General features: G+C 39.2%; 9 protein-coding genes. All 9 read left to right on the forward strand.

Annotated elements, in window-relative coordinates; all coding sequences use genetic code 11:
* The first annotated feature begins 229 nt into the window (after window positions 1-229).
* Complete coding sequence (locus tag WAA20_RS06335) at window positions 230-8,569, forward strand: hypothetical protein (RefSeq protein WP_073384740.1); 8,340 nt, start codon at window positions 230-232, stop codon at window positions 8,567-8,569.
* A gap of 369 nt (window positions 8,570-8,938) precedes the next feature.
* Complete coding sequence (locus WAA20_RS06340) at window positions 8,939-12,523, forward strand: chitobiase/beta-hexosaminidase C-terminal domain-containing protein (protein ID WP_073384738.1); 3,585 nt, start codon at window positions 8,939-8,941, stop codon at window positions 12,521-12,523.
* A 568-nt stretch (window positions 12,524-13,091) separates the two neighbouring features.
* Window positions 13,092-13,241, forward strand: a complete 150-nt coding sequence (locus tag WAA20_RS06345; protein ID WP_338802498.1) for a hypothetical protein — start codon at window positions 13,092-13,094, stop codon at window positions 13,239-13,241.
* Complete coding sequence (locus WAA20_RS06350) at window positions 13,228-13,569, forward strand: hypothetical protein (RefSeq protein WP_139263567.1); 342 nt, start codon at window positions 13,228-13,230, stop codon at window positions 13,567-13,569. The genes WAA20_RS06345 and WAA20_RS06350 overlap by 14 nt, the downstream gene beginning before the upstream one ends.
* Before the next feature lie 13 nt (window positions 13,570-13,582).
* Window positions 13,583-13,852, forward strand: coding sequence for a hypothetical protein (locus WAA20_RS06355; RefSeq protein ID WP_338802500.1), 270 nt, complete (start codon window positions 13,583-13,585; stop codon window positions 13,850-13,852).
* A 102-nt stretch (window positions 13,853-13,954) separates the two neighbouring features.
* Entirely contained in the window at window positions 13,955-15,307 is a 1,353-nt protein-coding gene (locus WAA20_RS06360; RefSeq protein WP_073384732.1) for an AAA family ATPase, read from the forward strand.
* Window positions 15,308-16,075: 768 nt separating this feature from the next.
* Entirely contained in the window at window positions 16,076-16,384 is a 309-nt protein-coding gene (locus tag WAA20_RS06365; protein WP_073384730.1) for a helix-turn-helix transcriptional regulator, read from the forward strand.
* A 63-nt stretch (window positions 16,385-16,447) separates the two neighbouring features.
* Complete coding sequence (locus WAA20_RS06370; RefSeq protein ID WP_073384728.1) at window positions 16,448-17,209, forward strand: response regulator transcription factor; 762 nt, start codon at window positions 16,448-16,450, stop codon at window positions 17,207-17,209.
* A gap of 2 nt (window positions 17,210-17,211) precedes the next feature.
* A complete protein-coding gene (locus tag WAA20_RS06375) occupies window positions 17,212-18,501 on the forward strand; it encodes a GHKL domain-containing protein (RefSeq protein WP_073384726.1) in 1,290 nt (429 codons plus the stop codon).
* Window positions 18,502-18,517: the final 16 nt, after the last annotated feature.

The following is an 18,517-nucleotide window of genomic DNA, read 5'->3' on the forward strand; positions in this document are numbered from 1 at the left end:
TGGGTTTGTACTTTTTTTATTATGTAAGTTTATAAATGGTTTATTTTTTTATTATTTTTTGTTAATAGCAATTAATCATTTCAGGGTCGACAATAAATTTGTAGACGCTCGTATGGGACGTATTATTTTGCATTTTATAATGGGACGGATGCAGGATAATTAACGGGCGAATAAGATAATGTGTATTGCCTAGAAATGGGCAATAATAGTATGAAAGGAGAAACTAAATATGAGAAGTAAGCTATTTGGTAGGCTGATGAGCTTTACGCTGTCAGCTACAGTGGCACTGACTTCAGGTATTCCTTCACTCGCCTATGATGGCGGTGGTGGCGACTTGCCTGAAGAAGAGGAAGAGATCCTTGTTCTTGATGATGAAGATGAAGAATTAGGGTCTAATTTTGATGCTGAAGAAAGTATTGTTGAAGATGAAATCTCTTTTGAAGAGGAGAACGAGGAAGACGCCGAGTTTGAATCAATTGCAGGAGTAAATCTTACAGTTACTAATGCGCAATCAGATGTAAAGCTGTATACATGCGCAAACGGAACACCTACGGAATTAGTTACTGGTAATATTACTAGTGATCAGGATTTTGTATTTTATGTTGTTCCGGAAGTTGGAAAAGCATTAAAGGATGCGCCTGTCACAATTACTGGTACTTATGATAATAATGGAACGCTTGTTCCAATTTCTAGTAGCGATTATACAGTAAGCGATGTCCTTGAAGAGTATGACATCACTGGTGATTCGGGAAATTTGGTTGCTCAAAGTGCATTAGCAGCGACAAAGTTTTATTGGAATAATGCGAAAATGGTGACCATTAAGAAGAGTTACCTTTCAAATTATGAGAAATATTACAATAAACCATCAGCTGCAACCGGAGAAGTGGCTTTAACTGTTACTGCAGCGGCTTCTGATGGTGCAGTTAAATTCTCATTACCTATATTCGTATATGATGATATAAATGTTGCTGGTTCCGAGACATATCAAACATACAGCCAGGCTATAGGAATGAGTTCTCCACAGATTACTTACGGATTACCTTATGGAGATAATACTACAGATTATATCCTTATCGGAAATGCCATCGATGATTGGGATGATTTTACCTATACTCCCAAATTGGCGTTAGTAAAAAAAGATTTGTCTGGAGAAACTGCGTTGGCAACAACATTAACATCAGACTGGAATGCGGATGTTGCTAATGCGACTGCAGATAAGCATCAATATGTTGCCAATGGTCACAAGTTTGGATTAACAGCGACTGCTACAAAAAATGCTTATATTGAAACTGAGAAGTCTGAAGGAACTAAGTTTGCTGCTATAGTTCTTGTTAAAACCGCAAAAACTGCTTCATATATTCTATCAGCTAAAGACACAAATTTTGTTGACTGGTCTTTCACTGATGGTTCTGGAAATGCGATAGATAGCCAGAAGATTGAAGCTGCTAATTTTAATGCGAAAGAGATCGGGAAAGTAGCAGCAAGTGGAAATGACAAAATTGGAGTTGTAGCAAAGGGATATGGAGCTCCTGCTAATGCTGAAGTTTTACCGGGTGGTGGTACCCCCGACAGAACACTTGCCCAAGCAACTGGTTCTGTAAAGTATGCTTTAGGAACTGCAGATCCAGCAGATGCTACTTGGGATAGTACTGGATCTGTTTGGAAGCTTCCTAATTCCGCCGCTAATAATGTTGTACTTACAGCTGTAACTCAAGAACAGGTAACATTTAAAACAAAAACCGCAGCGTTAAAGAATTCGGTTGTTGTTAAGTACGTAAAGAAAAATGGAGCAGCTAATACTACTGCAATTGATGTAACTGCTAATTCCGGAGCTGGAACAACAGATACAGTCAATTCTGAATCTAGTATTCAGTTCTCTGTATATCCCAAAGAAGGATACACTCTTAAGGGCGTGTATCTGACAAAATATACGGCAGATGGAACAAAGGTTACACATGAAGATGCAAAGCTGACTGGGACGGACAATGTTTACACAGTAGAGGATATTTCAGGATACGCAAGGATTGTCATCGATGCAGAGGAAGTAACTAATAAAATTGGCGTCAGATTAGACGCAGCATCATCTGCAAACGTAACAATCACAGATTTGAAGACTAATGTGGCACCTACTACCACAGCGGCTGATTATGCGATTAAGAATGAGGATTATTATTTTACTGCATTAGTAGGTGATGGTTATCTTATTGATGAGATGACTGCTAAGGCAGGAACTGCGCCTAATATTATTGATGCTGCTGTATCATTAGTTAAATTTGATAAGACTACAAAGCTTTATACCTATAAGGTTGCCGGTGTTAGTGAAGGACCGATAACGTTAAAAGCGAAGGATAAAGCAGCTCTTACTATTTATAAAGTTGCAAATAGTGATGCGACAGTAACAATTGGTGGAGAGATCCTTGATGATGGGGATAAGACTACCATAGATGTATCTGTAAACAACACCTTGAATGTAACAGCAAATAATGGTGCTAAAGTTACAGGAATATATTACGGTACCGCAGGTAATACAGCTACTCAGGCTGCTATGGATACTTTGGTTACAGCCGGAACTGCTGCATGGAAGGTTTCTGCTGTTCCATTTGCATTTTCTTCTGTAGAACTTAAAGAACTTGCTGGCGCTGGCGGAAACAGTATATATGTTTATGCAACTACAACACGTGAAGCTATTGAAGGCAAGGATTATTATAGCATCAAGTTTGTAGATGCTGATGGCACTGATATTTCATCAGGTCTTACAATGTGGGCTGGCGATGGAAGTGCAGCGACTATCAGAGCTTTAGCGGGGTCATCTGATGATGACTTCCGTACAGTTAGTGCTATTTGGCTTGCTAAGGATGGAACGACTCCAGTATATACAAGCCCGGCTTCATCTACTGATTCAACAGATGTGGTTAAGTATAGTTTAGCAAAGACTACTGTTCCTGCAGACCTTGATAAGCAGGTCGCAACTCTTACTAACAATGTTATAACTCCTACTAAGTACAATGGAGGATCTGCAAGTAGTGACTCCGATGTTCTTAGTGTTGAATACAACGTGACTGATAGTGTGAGTGGTGCGACAACTAAATTCCCTGCGAACGTTGTATTTAAAGCTTCATTACCGATTACAGTGAAGCCTGTTCGTGATTTCTACGAAACTTATGATTTTGCTGTAACAGGAACACTGTATGGCGAAAAGAAGATAAGAGTTAATGGAACGGGAGTTGCAGATAGTGCTGTATTTACTCCGATGGGACATATTGCAGCAACAAAGACTGCAGCCGCAGTCAATGCATCACTTGCATCAGGAACGTCTCCTGTAGCTGCGACTTCTGCTATTAAGTTTACTACTACTCCTGCGATGAATATTCTTGCTTCTTCTGCAGAGTATACACTTAACGCAGATACCATTAATGAAGTTACTGCTGATGCAGCAACAATTGCTGCTGCAAAGAAAGCACAGAATATAGATGTATCCGCTGAAGTAAAATTTGTTGATGGAACAACCAGAACTATAACAGACACTTTAGAGGTAGTAGCAACTGACTATGGTTATTATGCTATTCCTACGGTAACAGTGAATGGAACAAAGACCACTGTATATTCTGGAACAACATCACCTGTAACAATGAATATAGAAACACTATCAGGTGGAATTAATAATGGAACTATAAAATTTGATGTTTATCATGCGCTTACAAATGCAGGAAGTGCACATTTTACAACTTATGATCTTGCTAATGAAGATGACATTGCAAACGCTATTGAAGATGGTGATATTGAAGCTGTTCCTGCATCAGATATTACTTGGACTAGCTTAGAAGGCGCAGTTGGATTTGAGAAATATTTCACTGTTTCTGGAAATAGTGGAGAGTTCACAATAACTGCTAAGTCAAAAACAGCAGCAGCAGAAGCACTTACACTTGATGCTGAAGGCAAGGTTAATGGTTATGATGTAAATCTTCCAACAGGTAAGGCTCTTAATGTGAATGTTTCTCAGAAACTTGCAAGATATAATTTTGCAGTAACTACTAATGATACGAGTGGATCAGCCGATTATCTCTATCCTGTTCTTTCATGGGATTTGGGATATACACGTAGTGATGTTTTGACAGGAACCAATGTTAGCGGAACGACTTACCTTAACGTTCCTCTTGGAACAACATTTAAGCTTCCAGGAGCAGAGGTATTTAGTGGTGTTAATCCTAAGAGAACACTTGCAGGATGGAAGGATGAGGGAAATACTTATCATTTGATAGGAAGTGACTTCACTACAACAGCAACTTCTACTCTTACAGCTGTATGGGCATACAAGTATTCATCTACAACTGGAAATGTACTTTATGCATCAGCTGGTAACATTTTGGCAGTTAATACCACGACTGAAGCTGCTGTAGCAAATCCTCTTAATATTGCGAAAGAGGGAAGCGTATCTGTGATAGCTGGATATTATCCGCTTGATTTAGAAACGCTTTGTACAGGAACTACTGCGCCTTATGGTGCTACATTAGAAACTATCAAGGATACATCTAAGCTTAAACTTGTTGCCACAGATGCTACGAGTGGAAAGAATTTCCTTGGTGCTGATGACGAGGGTGTTTTTGCTAATGCTACTATCAATGGTGTTAAGAAGACAAGTTCAAGTCTTTCAGCAAAACTCACGTATACCGAGGCTGAAGGGATATCTTATGAGGCAACTATCTCTCAGATCAATGTAACCGATTCTGAAATTTGGCAGATTGAAGCTGAAGATGTTACCCTTGAGAACTTCCAGACAACGAACAAACCACTGAAAACTATTAAAAAGGGAACAAGTGATGAGGACCTTGCAAATACCACTTTGGCTGGTCAGACAGTAACCTTTACTTATTCTGATGATACTATAGCCACTGTAGTATTGAATGCTGATAATCAAAGCCTGGGTATTACTGCAAAGGCAGTAGGTTCTACAGATGTAACCATGACAATGATTAGTACAAATAATATTAAGAAAGTGGTTACATTTAATGTTACAGTCACAAAAGCAAAAGTTAACATTGGTGTTAAGGTGACTCCAAATTATGGAGCAACTGCAAATAAGACTCCTGTTGCCACAACTGTAGCAGAGGGTGAACCTCTTAAACTGTGGGTAGATAATACGACAGGAAATACTATTGATATTACATTTACAGATGAAGCTGGCGCTGAAATTCAGGCTAGTTCAGTTACATCTTGCACGGTTACTTTCCCTACAGCTCCTGCAGGTACAACATATGTCACTATTGCTAAAACAGATGTTTCTGCAGTAGAAAAGACATTCAAAATTAATAATGTTGATGGTATTGCTAAAGTGACAATTACGGCTGTAATTAGTGGAAAGACATATGTCAGAACACTTGATGCTGTAACATACAGAACAATACAGCTGTATGGACCAGCTGCAGGAAACATTGATATAAGTAATACTACGACTCCAGATAACAAAGCAGAAAATACTTTGTTTGAAGTATATGAAGGCACACAGGTAGATGATAACAAGTTTGCCGTAGGTAAAGTTGCATTTGTTCCTGTAGTATATGATGCGACTAAGAAAGCAGCTGATAAGTACAGTGTTTCACTTTCTGATTATTCAGTTAAATGGATTAGTGATGACCTTGATCAGGAATTCCTTGGTTGGGGTGCTACCGCAGCAGCAATCAAGCAGACCGAAGCAGATTATACCGGAACTGTTGAGGCAACATTGGCAGAATTAAAAACAGGAATTAGCTTATATCCATATTTCAAGAGTTTAAGTATTAAGAAGGTAGAAGGAATTCCTGAAGTAATAAGACTTACAGATGAGAAAGTCGGTGCTAAGAATGCATACGGTACAGAGACTGACATTGCCGCTGCTAATACCAGAACAACGCATGATGGCACTAACTGGGAAGAGTATGAACTCTTTGTTGATCCTTCTTCGTCTGCAGAAAAGATCAGTATCAAAGCTGATAAGGCTGGCTTCTATGATATAGCTTCCGTTGGCCAGACTGATACACCTACTACATACGGAAAGACTACAGATGCAGAAGTGCTTTACCTTGATACAACAGCTACTGCTCCTTGGAGTGGAAAGAAATTATTTGTTCTTGGAGTAGGCGGAAATGCAGCTCAGAGAATAGATAATTTCCGTATTGGTAAGATTAAAGGTAAGGTTGGTGCAGCTAAGATTTATATCATAGCTGGCTCGAGCTCATATGGACCTATTGATCTTTATGTAAATGGTGAGTATGTTGATGGAACTAAGACTCGCTATATGGAAGATGGCGAAGTTCTTGAAGAAGGTATGAAGACGGTACTAAATGTTGCCCATTTCTATAAAGGTAAAGAAAGAGTAACAAAGGGTATCATTAAGGTAAAGGATGGCGATGCAGAGAAACTGATTCTTGTTGATTCTAATACTTGGATCAAGAAGCCATCTAATACAACAAGAGTACTTGATGATAAGACATACTTCATCGGAGAAGATGGATATCTTAAGACTGGTGTTGTTACAATCGACGGAAAAGATTATCTCTTCCGTGAAGATGGTTCAAAGGTATCCCATACTGACGAAGATGTAAAAGATGGTATCTTTACATTTGGTGATGTTGATTACGTAGTAGCAGATGATGATACTGTAGAAGAAGATAAACTCTTTGAAGTATCAGGCACACCTACATGGACATGGACTAAGGCATCTGATGGCAAGACATTTGCTTCTGCTAAGGTTGTATTTACATCAACTGATGGAAGAACAAAAGAGATCACAGTACCTGTAGCTAAGATGACAGTTACTACAGAGGGTGAACTCACCAAGTATGTAGCAGCCGCTTCCTTCAAGAGCAAAGGCACTGAGATTTCAGCAACGGATACTAAGTATCTCGATGCAGAAGGCAACGAAGTAATTCCTCACGACCACGTATGGACACCAGAGTGGAAGTGGACAGATGTAGAAGGCGATGTTGAGAAGAAGACAGTAGCTCTTACACTTACATGTAAGGTAGACGCCGAGAATCCTCACACAGAGTCCTTCTCAAAGACAGTAACCGCTGAGAAGAATGGTCTCGTATGGAGCTGGAATGCATCATTCGAATATGATGAAAAGACCTATACAGCACCAGAACAGAAAGAAGTAAGAGATGAGCAGACTGGAGAAGAGATTGAGGTAGAGGATATCTCCGGTGGTAAGGGTATTGTAATCACTCTTTACAGAGATGAATACAATTACACAGGTTCTCCTATCAAGCCTACAGATTTCAGCGTACTTGACCTTGAGCGTGATAGTGACTATTACCTCAACCCTGGTACAGAGTATTCAGTATCTTACAAGAATAACACCAAGGTAGGTGAAGCTGAGATTATTATCAAGGGTAAAGGAAACTATGCCGGCAAGGCAACATCAGCTAAGTTTAAGATCGTTAATCCTTATCCTGATGATGTTGAAGCTCCTGTAGTTAAGGGCGCAACACTTAAGCTTCCTAAGGCTACATACACCTTTAACAACGAAGAGCAGTTCCCTGCAACCGTAGAATTTGGTCTCAAGGGAGAAACAGCAAAGACTTATACATTTGATAGGGACGCTTGGAACTACTTCGATGCAGAAGGAAATACAATTCCTGCAGCATGGACCTGCGAGAACAACAGAAATGCCGGAACAGCTACATTCGCAGTTCTTGGTGTAAAGGATTCAAAGGGTCAGCCTACAGCAGTTAAGAAGACCTTCAAGATCCAGGCAGCTGCTCTTGATACTACCAACTTCAAGGTACTTGTTGGCAGCCAGGAGAAGGATTTTGAGATCGAATGGTTCGCAAAGGGTGCAACTCCTTGGGTAGATATTGTTTGGGCAAACGGCGACAACGAGTATGGACTCTGGATCGGCAAGGACTTCGCAGTATCTTACAAGGATAATAAGAAGGCTGGAACTGCTTCTGTATCTATCAAGGGTAAAGGCAACTTCAAAGGAACACTTAAGAATGTTGCAACCTTCAAGATTAACGCACTTGACCTTAGCGAGACATGGCTCCAGGCAGTTACATTAAAGGCTGGAAACAAGGGCAAGCAGGTTAAGGTAACAGTAGTTGATCACCATGATAACATTATTCCTGCTAACAAGTACACAGTATCAGTAAAAGATGCTAGTACTGGTGCAGATCTCACAAATACCAAGCTTACAGCAGGTATGGAGATCCTTGTTAAGGCAGTTGCTAAGGATTCAACAGCTGTAACAGGCGAGACAATTGAAAGACCTGTTACTGTCGCTGCTGATTTCTCAAAGGCAACAGTTAAGGTAGCGAAGGGCTTCTATAAGGAATATACAGGACAGGCTATCGAACTTACCGATGAAGATATGAAGAATATCACAGTTACAATTAAGGTTGGTAAGGACAAGAAGACTCTTGTATATGGTGAGGACTTCTTCATTGCCGGAACAGCTGACAATGTTAACAAGGGAACAATGACAGTTACAATTGAAGGCAATCCTGAAGGCGATACCGAGAGAGGAATTCCTGCATTTAGCGGATCCAAGACCTTTAAGGTTAAGATCAAAGCTAGACAGCTCCCTCTTAAATAATTAGAAGTACTTTTGGTTCCACCCTATTTGACCTTTCACAACACATTATCAATCAAATAGGTAACGAAGATGTGGTCCTTGGTGTGGACCACATCTTCATCTCAAAGATTTAACAAGGGTCACCCACCAATGTATAAAACGAGGGTGTACCTTGCTAATAGGGACATACCAGGAAACAGGCTTGTCCTGCCATAAAAATGGCGAAGAGTGTTCTTCGCAACATATTATATAGTTCTTGTTTCACACCAGACAAGGACACTTTTAGGGGTCTAGGGCTTCGTCCCAGATGCCCTAGATCTAGACAATTCAAGGCATCCCGGTCATATTTCAAACACTGGGATGCCTTTTTTAAACCAGGAGGACTTGCACATGCATATTAAGAGATTTCTGGCAATACCTCTTACAGCCATGCTTTTATTGTCATCTGTTAATTCAGTTAATCTAAGAGCCTTGGCAGCTCATTCAGAGGCCGGCGTTTTTGAGGAATTAGAGATAGAAGATGCCTATGGACTTAATTCTGAAATTGAGTCTCCTGATGATGAAGAGACCTTGATAGAAGAATCATATGAACTTTTTTCTGAAGACAGCGAAGAAGATATTTTTATCTATGAAGATGATGAAATAGACCCTGCATTCGATATAGAGGAAGAGTCAGAAAGAGCTACGGAAGAGGAGTCTACCTTCGAAGCAGATCCACCTTTTTCTGAAGACAGAATGACTCTTTACCACGAAGCTAAGGCCTATGTAAATGTCCATAGCAGCGCAGACTTTGGTCTGGACAGAGACGCTACGGATGAAGAGCGAGATACTTTCAGTGAGTGGAAAAAGAACGAGACCTTCAAGTGGTCAATATCAAATGGCAATGTAATTAAACTTCTTTCCTATGAAAGTGGAGCAGACGGTGAGAGGCAGAAGCTGGATTCCGTCTCCGGCACCGGAAAAACCTTTGTGGAATTTATTCCTGCAAAAGAGGGAGAAGCAACCCTCACTGTAGAGGTTGGAAAGATAAAAAAGAGTGCAACTATTACTGTTGCGTCAGATTTTTCACTTGATAAGGATCAGATCAATCTTTCCATGGGGGTAAATCCTTCCGATACCATAACACTTAAAGCCAAAAGTGAGACCGGTGTTGAACCGACTGTAACCTTCAACTTCTATGGCGAAGCCTATGACGAAGAAGGCAACAAATATGAGAACGAGAATGCTGTAACTATAACAGAGCTTACAGATGAGAAGACTTTCGTAGACAACGTTCTTACAAAGAAGTATGAAATCAAGGCAAGAGATGGTCTTTCTCATGGTGGCGGCAATGCCAATTTTATTGTAAATGGTGAGATTTATCTTAGTGCCAAGGTCAACATTGCAGGAATCGAACGTGTCGAGATGAGCGATTTCTGGGGATTTGAGAAATTTGATGAACCGGACGAAGATGGCGCCATGGGAAGAATAGAAAATGGCCAGTTTATCACCATGGAGACCTGGCTAAGAGGTGCCAAGATTTATTACAACGTTGAGTATTCAGAGGAATTCCCGGCAGAAACAACACCGGAAGTTGTGATTGCCCTTGGAAAGGTCTATGAGACCCCTATAGAAGTTTATTCAACAATAGAGCATGGCTTTGCACGTATAAGTGCAGTAGCTGTTAAGGATGGTTATGCCAATTCCGAGTTCAAGGATATGGTTGTACATCTCGATAACTGGGATATCTGGAACGGTATTGGAGAAATCGACAGAGGCAAATTTGACAATGATCCGAGTAAGATAGCAACCAGTGGCCTTGTCATAAGTACTATCCCTTGGGGAGACTACGATGAAGAACACAGGCCTTCTGAATATGAATTTGTTTATACAGGTACCAAGATTGATCATGATGGCAACGTGAGAGTTTATTACAACGGCAGAAGCCTTGTAGAAGGAACAGACTTTAAGCTGACCTACAGCAACAACACTAAAGTGTATGTCCTTCCTGAAAACCTTACAGATGCTGACAAGAAGAAAGCACCTTCCTTTACCGTGACCGGTATTGGAAACTACAACTTCAAGGAGACAACATATTTTTCAATACTTCCCATTAATCTTAATTTCTGCAGGCCTACCAATGGTCCTACAATCATGGTATTTGCAGATGATTCTAAACTTCTTAAGAAGGCTGTGATAGAGCTCACATTTGTAAATAAGGGTAAAGAGGCCAAGCTTAAGAATGGCAAAGATTATGCGATCTATTTTAATAAAAATACTCCTGACGGTCCTGATTTTGAGCATGCATTGACTGCTCAGCAGCTTCTTGATGATATAAAAGCAAACAAGAATGACTGGAATAATTACAGGATAAATGCCAGAGGAATAGGCAATTTCACAGGAAATCTTGATAATGGCGGATCTGTGAATCTTTTGGTTTTGCCTGCAGAAGAAAAGGCAAACTTTGTAAACCTTGGTGAGGCCAAGATGCCCAAATTGCCGGCATTTGACTACTCAGAGTCAGAAGTCGAGGGAAAGCTTGTTCCCGATCTTCAGTCTACCAAGCTTATTAAGCAGTTTGCTGAAGGGACATTAAAGGTAACCTCTAAGGGCAAAGAGCTTAAATACATGGATGATGAGAAGTATGCTGCTTTGTCTGATACTGATAAGAAGTATCCATACTACTACACTGTTCGTGATCCCGGCGCTAATGATGAGCGTACGAACCGCTATCCCGGAACGCAGAACTTTATTGAGATTGTTCCTTATGAAAATGGCGATGATGAGACAGGTTACAGAAGCAATCTCCTGGGCGAGAGAACATTGTTCTTTACTATCAACGCATGGACCCTCGACCTTGTAGATTATGCCACAAAGATACCGTATCGTGGCACGAGTATCCTCGCCTATGCCGAAGACGAAAATCATGACTGGCGTCCGGATCTTTCATCCATAGCAGCAGAAGGAAAGACTACTGCTAGAGTAATTAACAAGGCTACAGGAAAAGAGCTTGAATCAGATCGCTATGATGTTTGGTCAAATGATAACTACGGAGACGTTGGAACATTTACCATTATTGTACAGGGACGACCTGACAGAGGCACAGATGGAAGAATCTATAAGAAGATCAAGATTACTCCAAGAAAATTGACAGCAGATGACCTTAACAAGACTGTTTTTGTTGAGTATTGGGAAGATCTTAATAATATTTCATATAGTGTAGGCGGTGCCGAGCCTAATTTCGACGTAACCGGCAGGTTCTATGGAGAAGAGACAGTCTGGCTTGAGTATGGCAGGGACTTTACTGTTTCCTATGTTAACAACAAGAAGGCAGGACAGAAGGGCAGTGTAACCCTTAAGTTTAAGGGCGGTTACAGTGGAACTATCAAGAAGGCTCTTGAGTTTACCGTTACAAAGAAGGAGTTCACGCCTTGGAACAGCATCTGGCTGACAGCAAATGACATTGTATACAAGAATAAGAAGAATAACTTTAAGACGAAGTATACTCTTGTTGATAACAACGTAGCTCTTAAAGAAAAGAAGGACTACACTGTCGAAGGTACTGTAAGCTACCGTTATGCAGAAGATTATATGGAAAACGACAAAGTTAAGTATAGTAAGGGCACAGAAATCAATGATGGCGATATTGTACCTGCAGGTGCAATAATTCAGATGGACCTTCAGGCTAAAGCCAAGAATGAAAACTATGCACAGCCGGAAGGTGATCCTCTTTTCTTTAGCGCAACTTACATAGTAGGTGAAGCACTTCTTTCATCCTGCAAGATCAAGGTAGCAGACCAAAAATATACCGGTAAAGAAGTTATTCCTTCCAAGGCGGATGTAAGTATTACTTATAAGGGAACTCCGATAACAGACTTTGAAATCTATGGCTTTACAAACAACGTCAAAGCAGGTACTGCATCTATGTATATCCGTGCTAATGGTAATATCTGCGGTACTAAGAAGATAACCTTCAAAATCGTTAAAGCCAAGTAATCACTATGGCTTGAAATAAAGTCTTGAAAACAACGGATAAATATTTGAAATACTACATATTATTGTGGGATTTGCTATTTAGTTATGAAAAAACATATAAAAAAAGTATTAAAAATCTTTCAAATAATGAATCTTGATGATACTGTGTAGTAAAATATATGTAGAAAATATATTTTCTGAGCCTCACCTGACACACACAGGTGGGTCCTTTCACACACGCCGTCACACAGGCAAAATAGAGAGTAGTCTGTCCCGACTGCTCTCTATTTCTATTTATGTAAAGTGTTTTTGACAAAGTAGAATAAAGCTTAGCTGTGTTATTTATGGACATACTGTAAAGGATAAGCTGTATCCGGATGATGAAAATGACCGCTATTTCCACATATACCATAGTACAGGCAAGGAGCATGGGGAAAAGGAACAATTAGAGGAAAGGCTTGAGCGGCTGGCGAGGAGTCTGAAGAAGCAGTATGGAACCGACTATCAGCTGAACAACACAGAAAAGCATTATTTCGATACGTTTTATGATAGCGAAGGAATACTGACTCTTATCAAAGAAAAAGATGACGTGATAAAAAGAGAACTACAGCTGTGCGGCTACTTCTGTATAGTCACATCGGATAAGATGACTGCGGCGGAGGCTCTCGACATCTACTATAGCAGGGATGCCTCGGAGAAAATGTTCAGGGGCGATAAATCATATCTTGGAAAAAAGTGAGAGGACGCATCTAAATGAGTCAACGGACGCAAAAATATTTGTGGAATTTGTGGCACTTATTGTAAGGAACGGGATATACACCAAGCTTAAAGAGGAACTGGAAAGGATAGATGAAAACCCCAACTATATGACGGTGCCGGCGGCATTGAGGGAACTTGAAAAGATAGAAATGGTACGTGGTCATGATCAGATATACTGGCTTGATCATGCGGTGACAAAGACGCAAAAGGTTATATTGAAGGCGTTTGGAATGGATGTTGCATATGTGAAGCACAGGGCGAACAGGATTATTGAGCAGTTAAAGATAGCAGATAACATCGGGTGGTAGGATCATGACACGTATGACAAAGGAAAGCCTGGAAGCAAAAATAAAAAAGGCTGAGGAAAGAGTTGCAAGGACTGGCGAGACCTATAACGCAGCTTGTGAAGAATTAAAGAATCTGAGGAATAGGATGGCGGCCATAGAGAACGAGACGCTTGTGGAAGCGTTTATGAAGAGCAATAAAACGATCGAGGAGGAGGTCACATTTTTCGAATCAGACATGAAGTCTGAGGATGTCGGTCCGAAACCCAAACGACGTGGAGGCCGTAGGAGAAAAACGACAGAATAGAAGCCAAAAAATTATAACCTTACTGTATAACTGGATTAGAAACTGAATCGGGAACAGCCAGAAACGGGTAGGAACAATCAGATAATATTGGAATAAACATTTATGATTAAGAAGCTGAAATGGAAGAATTACAAAGCACTTGGAAATCTTGAATTGGATTTCACTAAGGATGATGGAACTGCCTATAACACAATCATCCTCGCAGGAGAGAATGGCGCAGGTAAGACCACAGTGCTTGAATCGCTTGCGACTGTTTTGGATTGTGGACCAAATACAGTTTTTGAGTATATTGATTATGACATTAGTGGAACAACATATAAAGCAATACCCGATTCAAGAAGTGGAAATGCTGGGTTCTATAAAAGAGTTGATGTGGCTTCTGGCAATGAGGAGGCCGTTAATAGCGGAAGAAATACAAATTATAATTTGATAGACGAGGATATAAAGGATTTCCGTCATTATGGCTTTGCCTATTCCAAGGCAAGGTCGGGGTTTAAGACGGATCCGGTAAAATCTTCAACTACTATGCAGATAGATGCTGAGAAATTTGAGCCTGATAACTATGGCAGTTTTACACATATAAAGCAATTACTTATCGACATAGATGCACAAGACTCATCTGAATGGATGAAGAAAAGCAATGCTGGAGGTCTTGACGACCAGAAATATGAGGATTTCAAGAAGGCTTCTAAGGGTTATCGCTTTGAGAAAGCTTTCAATGACTTCTTTGATGATGTTCGGTATGATGGGATTGACACAGAAGATCCCGATGAGAAGAAGGTATTATTTACAAAGCATGGGCAAAGCATAGCGGTTGATGACCTAAGTACTGGAGAAAAGCAGATAGTTTTCCGTGGAGCGCATCTGCTACGGAATACAAAAAGCATCGCCGGTGGCATTGTGATGATTGATGAGCCGGAACTTTCAATGCATCCCAAATGGCAGAAGAAGATGTTGGATTACTATCGTGGGCTGTTTACGAGTGATGATAATGCTACCCAATCCGTTCAGATGATTGTAGCCACACATTCTGAGTATGTAATCCAATCAGCATTAGAGGATCGGGATAATGTCCTGGTTATCGTTTTGACAGATGAGAATGGTACGATAAGCAGTCGCAAGGTTACGGCTCCGAATGTCCTGCCAACGATAACATCAGCTGAGACGAATTACCTGGCATTTGGTGTTCCTTCCAAAGATTACCACATTGAGCTTTATGCTTATCTTCAGATGAAGACAAATAATCATACTATAGAGTCTTGCGATGCATATATTGCACAACAGCAACAGTATGATAGAACGAAGCATGAGAAGTTTGATGGATATCGTAATCATAATTACCAAACATTACCTACATATATTCGAAATGCCATAGATCATCCTGATTCTGGCAGAAGTTATACGGAAGAGGAGTTTAAGGCTTCAATTGAATTGCTGATAGAGTTATGTAGATGATTAAGGAATTGAAAACGAGATTTTAGTGAATGCTTTTGTAAAAAGCGATAAGACCCTCGATGAGATGCTGGAGTTCTTTCGGTCAGATATGAAAGATGATCCTGAAGAGGATAAGCCAAAAAGACGAGGAAGACGGAAGACGGTTCGGAACGAGGATTAATGGTCTGAAAAAAGAGTTTGAGTGGGAAATTTTCGGAAATTTAAGATATTAAGATAAATTATATAACCCCTTTGGATTACTGCATATCCGGAGGGGTTGTTTTTATATATTTAAATTGCGCACAATAATATGTTGCGCATTTGAAGGGACGATAATTCTTTAACATAACAACAAATTATTAAATATTTATAAAACACCGTACAATAAAGGCATGTCTATTGAAAATCTGATTAAATCTTGTAAAATGATTCTATAAGGAGTTATGCGAACTATAGATATTTGATATTCAAAACTGAAAATATCAAATACAGCATACAGATTATGTGTATCAAGAAGTGGGACGCCGCTTTTTTGATATAAGTTGATGAAAATCAACCTTTCATACTATGAAGAAGCCGAGAAGACACGTCCCGTCATCTCGGCTTCCATTTTATAAGATAATTTAAGAAATATCGGGTAGCGGTAGTATCTTCTGGTTCGAATAGAATAAGAAAAGGCAGAAGACTGAAAATAGACTTGGATGTGGCATGTATTGTCAGATAATCTGACATAAAATGTAGACAAAACAATCGTAATAAACTATAATTCAGATTGGTGGGAGAGAAAAAATGCATGAAAGACTAAAAAAAGCACGAAAATCTTTAAAAATGTCTCAGGCATTTGTTGCGGAACAGATGCAGCTTTCAAGACCTACGATAAGCGCAATTGAATCCGGACAAAGAAAAGTATCAGCAGAGGAGCTTGCAAGATTTTCCAAGCTGTATGGCATTAGCGTGGATGAATTGATGTATGGAAAGATTTCAACCAAAGGGCAGATAGATAATTTTACAAGGTTGTTTGCCGAGCTATCTGAAATTGATCAAAGAGAAATTTTGAATTTGATTGATTTTAAGAGAAAGTTTAAAACTATTGATTGAGCGCATCAGGGGCATGTAGATAAAAAGTGGCCAATAGATAATCATGTATTGGAGATTTGGAATATGAACGAATATATTTTTGGCGGCGATAGAAGCAATTTGTCCCTAAGCCAAAGTGCGGAACAAATAGTAATTGGTGTGTGTGACGATGAAAATTATGTTCATGTTTTTATAGAAAAGGCCTTGGAGAACTACGCTATAGAAAAAAAATTCAAAGTGAGTGTGGTTCATTTTTTGTCAGCCTCAGAATTGCTAAATAATGATAAAGATATAGATCTTTTGCTTCTTGATATTGATATGCCAGAAATGGATGGGATAGAGGCAGGGCATATACTTAGAAACCGTAATGTTGAGTACAAAATTATCATGTTGACAGGGAGAGAAGATAGATTCAGGGAAGCCTTTGAAATTGAAGCATATCGTTTTGTGACAAAACCTATAGATGATGAAAAGCTTTTTAAGGCCATAGATGATGTAAGGAATACTATTAAGTTAAAACAAAAAGTATTGGTGTTTAGGGATGGGGTGCAATATAGTATACCGCAAAAAGAAATACTATATGTTGAAGCAAATCGGTCATCGACGCTTGTTTTTACAATGAATGTAGAATTTAGAAGTGAGCAATCGTTATCTTTTTGGGCTACTATCTTGGATCAAAGAACATTTTTTCGGTGCCATAAATCTTTTATCGTTAATATGGGGAAGATTGATAAGATTCAAGATAGTTACATAACAATGATTAATGGGGATAGAGTTGCGATATCAAGGAGACTTCGCAAATCTTTTGTGAATACGTATATGATATATGATACAAAATGGAGATAACTGTGAGAATTGAAATTGTATTGACAAATATGATTATGCTTTTTGAATTTTTATCTTTCTTTTATGTATTTTTTAGGAGAGAATACAGGAAGCAAACAAACCAAAGATTAATTTGTATATCTATATGGATTATATTGTGGAGTTTAACATTGATGGCAGGATTCGATTGGCAGCATAGAATAGCCGGTCCGGTTCCTGCTTTTTTTCTAGTGTATATGATATTGATATGGATATTATTCGAAATATCCGTTAAGGAAGCTATTATAATGGGAATGGCGACTTGGCTAGTATTGTCTATTATCGAAGAAAACATTATTATTGCAATACAAACGAAATATGTTATTGAGGAAAGACGTTTTGATGGGATAATAATGGTGGCTATTTTGCTAATAATATGGTCATTTTATTATATCTTTAGGAATAGATATAATGCACAAGCATTTCGGATGCCAATCACTGTATGGATTTTGCTGGACTTAATAATGCTTCTTCTGATGGCAATGCTGTCATTTTTTACATACGTAATTGTGAAGAATCTTCCAAACACGAAGATGATTACTGCTGGGCAAATATTGCTGTTAATAGGCGGCATTTCAATAATTATCCTGTTATTTATATTTGTGTATTTTTATGGTACGGCTTACGAGTATCGTATTCAAAAGGAAATAACAGAAATGCAAATAAGACAGCAGAGGGAGTATTTTGAACGGCTCTTGGAGCGTGAGGAGGAAACAAAGAAATTTCGTCACGATATTATAAATGACTTGCTGGAATTGCACAATTATTGTGAAAATCATGAATGCCAGCAGATGAAACAGTATCTTGAAAAGGTAACTGGGGTTGTAACTGGAATTAGTAATAAAAGTTATAATGTTGGCAATGATGTAATTAATACCATCTTAAACTATTATCTGATTCCACTAAAAGAAAAATATGATGTGGAAGTAAGCGGCATGTTGTCAAATAATATTTCTATTGATGATAGAAATCTGTGTGTAATTTGTGCGAACGTTATAAAAAATGCAGTAGAAGCAGTAAGTAAAATGGATGAAGGTAGAGTTGCAACCCTTTTTGAATGTGGAAAAAGCTATTTGCATATTCAAGTGGAAAATACATATGAAGGAGATATTGAATTTGACGACACGGGGATTCCTAAAACTTCTAAATGCGATATGACAAATCATGGAATTGGAATGAGAAATGTGTTTGAGATGGTCAAGAAAAATGAGGGGACATGTAGGATTGAAGCAAAAGATGGAGTGTTCAAGGTGGATATATTTCTAAAGTCATGACCGTTGATAGGGATAT

The organism is Butyrivibrio fibrisolvens, assembly GCF_037113525.1.
GTDB lineage: Bacteria > Bacillota > Clostridia > Lachnospirales > Lachnospiraceae > Butyrivibrio > Butyrivibrio fibrisolvens.

What these genes read in the sequence shown, in the direction of transcription:
- WAA20_RS06365 (WP_073384730.1), top strand. Translation starts at nt 16,076, where the DNA reads ATGCATGAAAGACTAAAAAAAGCACGAAAATCTTTAAAAATGTCTCAG.
- WAA20_RS06335 (WP_073384740.1), top strand. Translation starts at nt 230, where the DNA reads ATGAGAAGTAAGCTATTTGGTAGGCTGATGAGCTTTACGCTGTCAGCT.
- WAA20_RS06340 (WP_073384738.1), top strand. Translation starts at nt 8,939, where the DNA reads ATGCATATTAAGAGATTTCTGGCAATACCTCTTACAGCCATGCTTTTA.
- WAA20_RS06355 (WP_338802500.1), top strand. Translation starts at nt 13,583, where the DNA reads ATGACAAAGGAAAGCCTGGAAGCAAAAATAAAAAAGGCTGAGGAAAGA.
- WAA20_RS06360 (WP_073384732.1), top strand. Translation starts at nt 13,955, where the DNA reads ATGATTAAGAAGCTGAAATGGAAGAATTACAAAGCACTTGGAAATCTT.
- WAA20_RS06370 (WP_073384728.1), top strand. Translation starts at nt 16,448, where the DNA reads ATGAACGAATATATTTTTGGCGGCGATAGAAGCAATTTGTCCCTAAGC.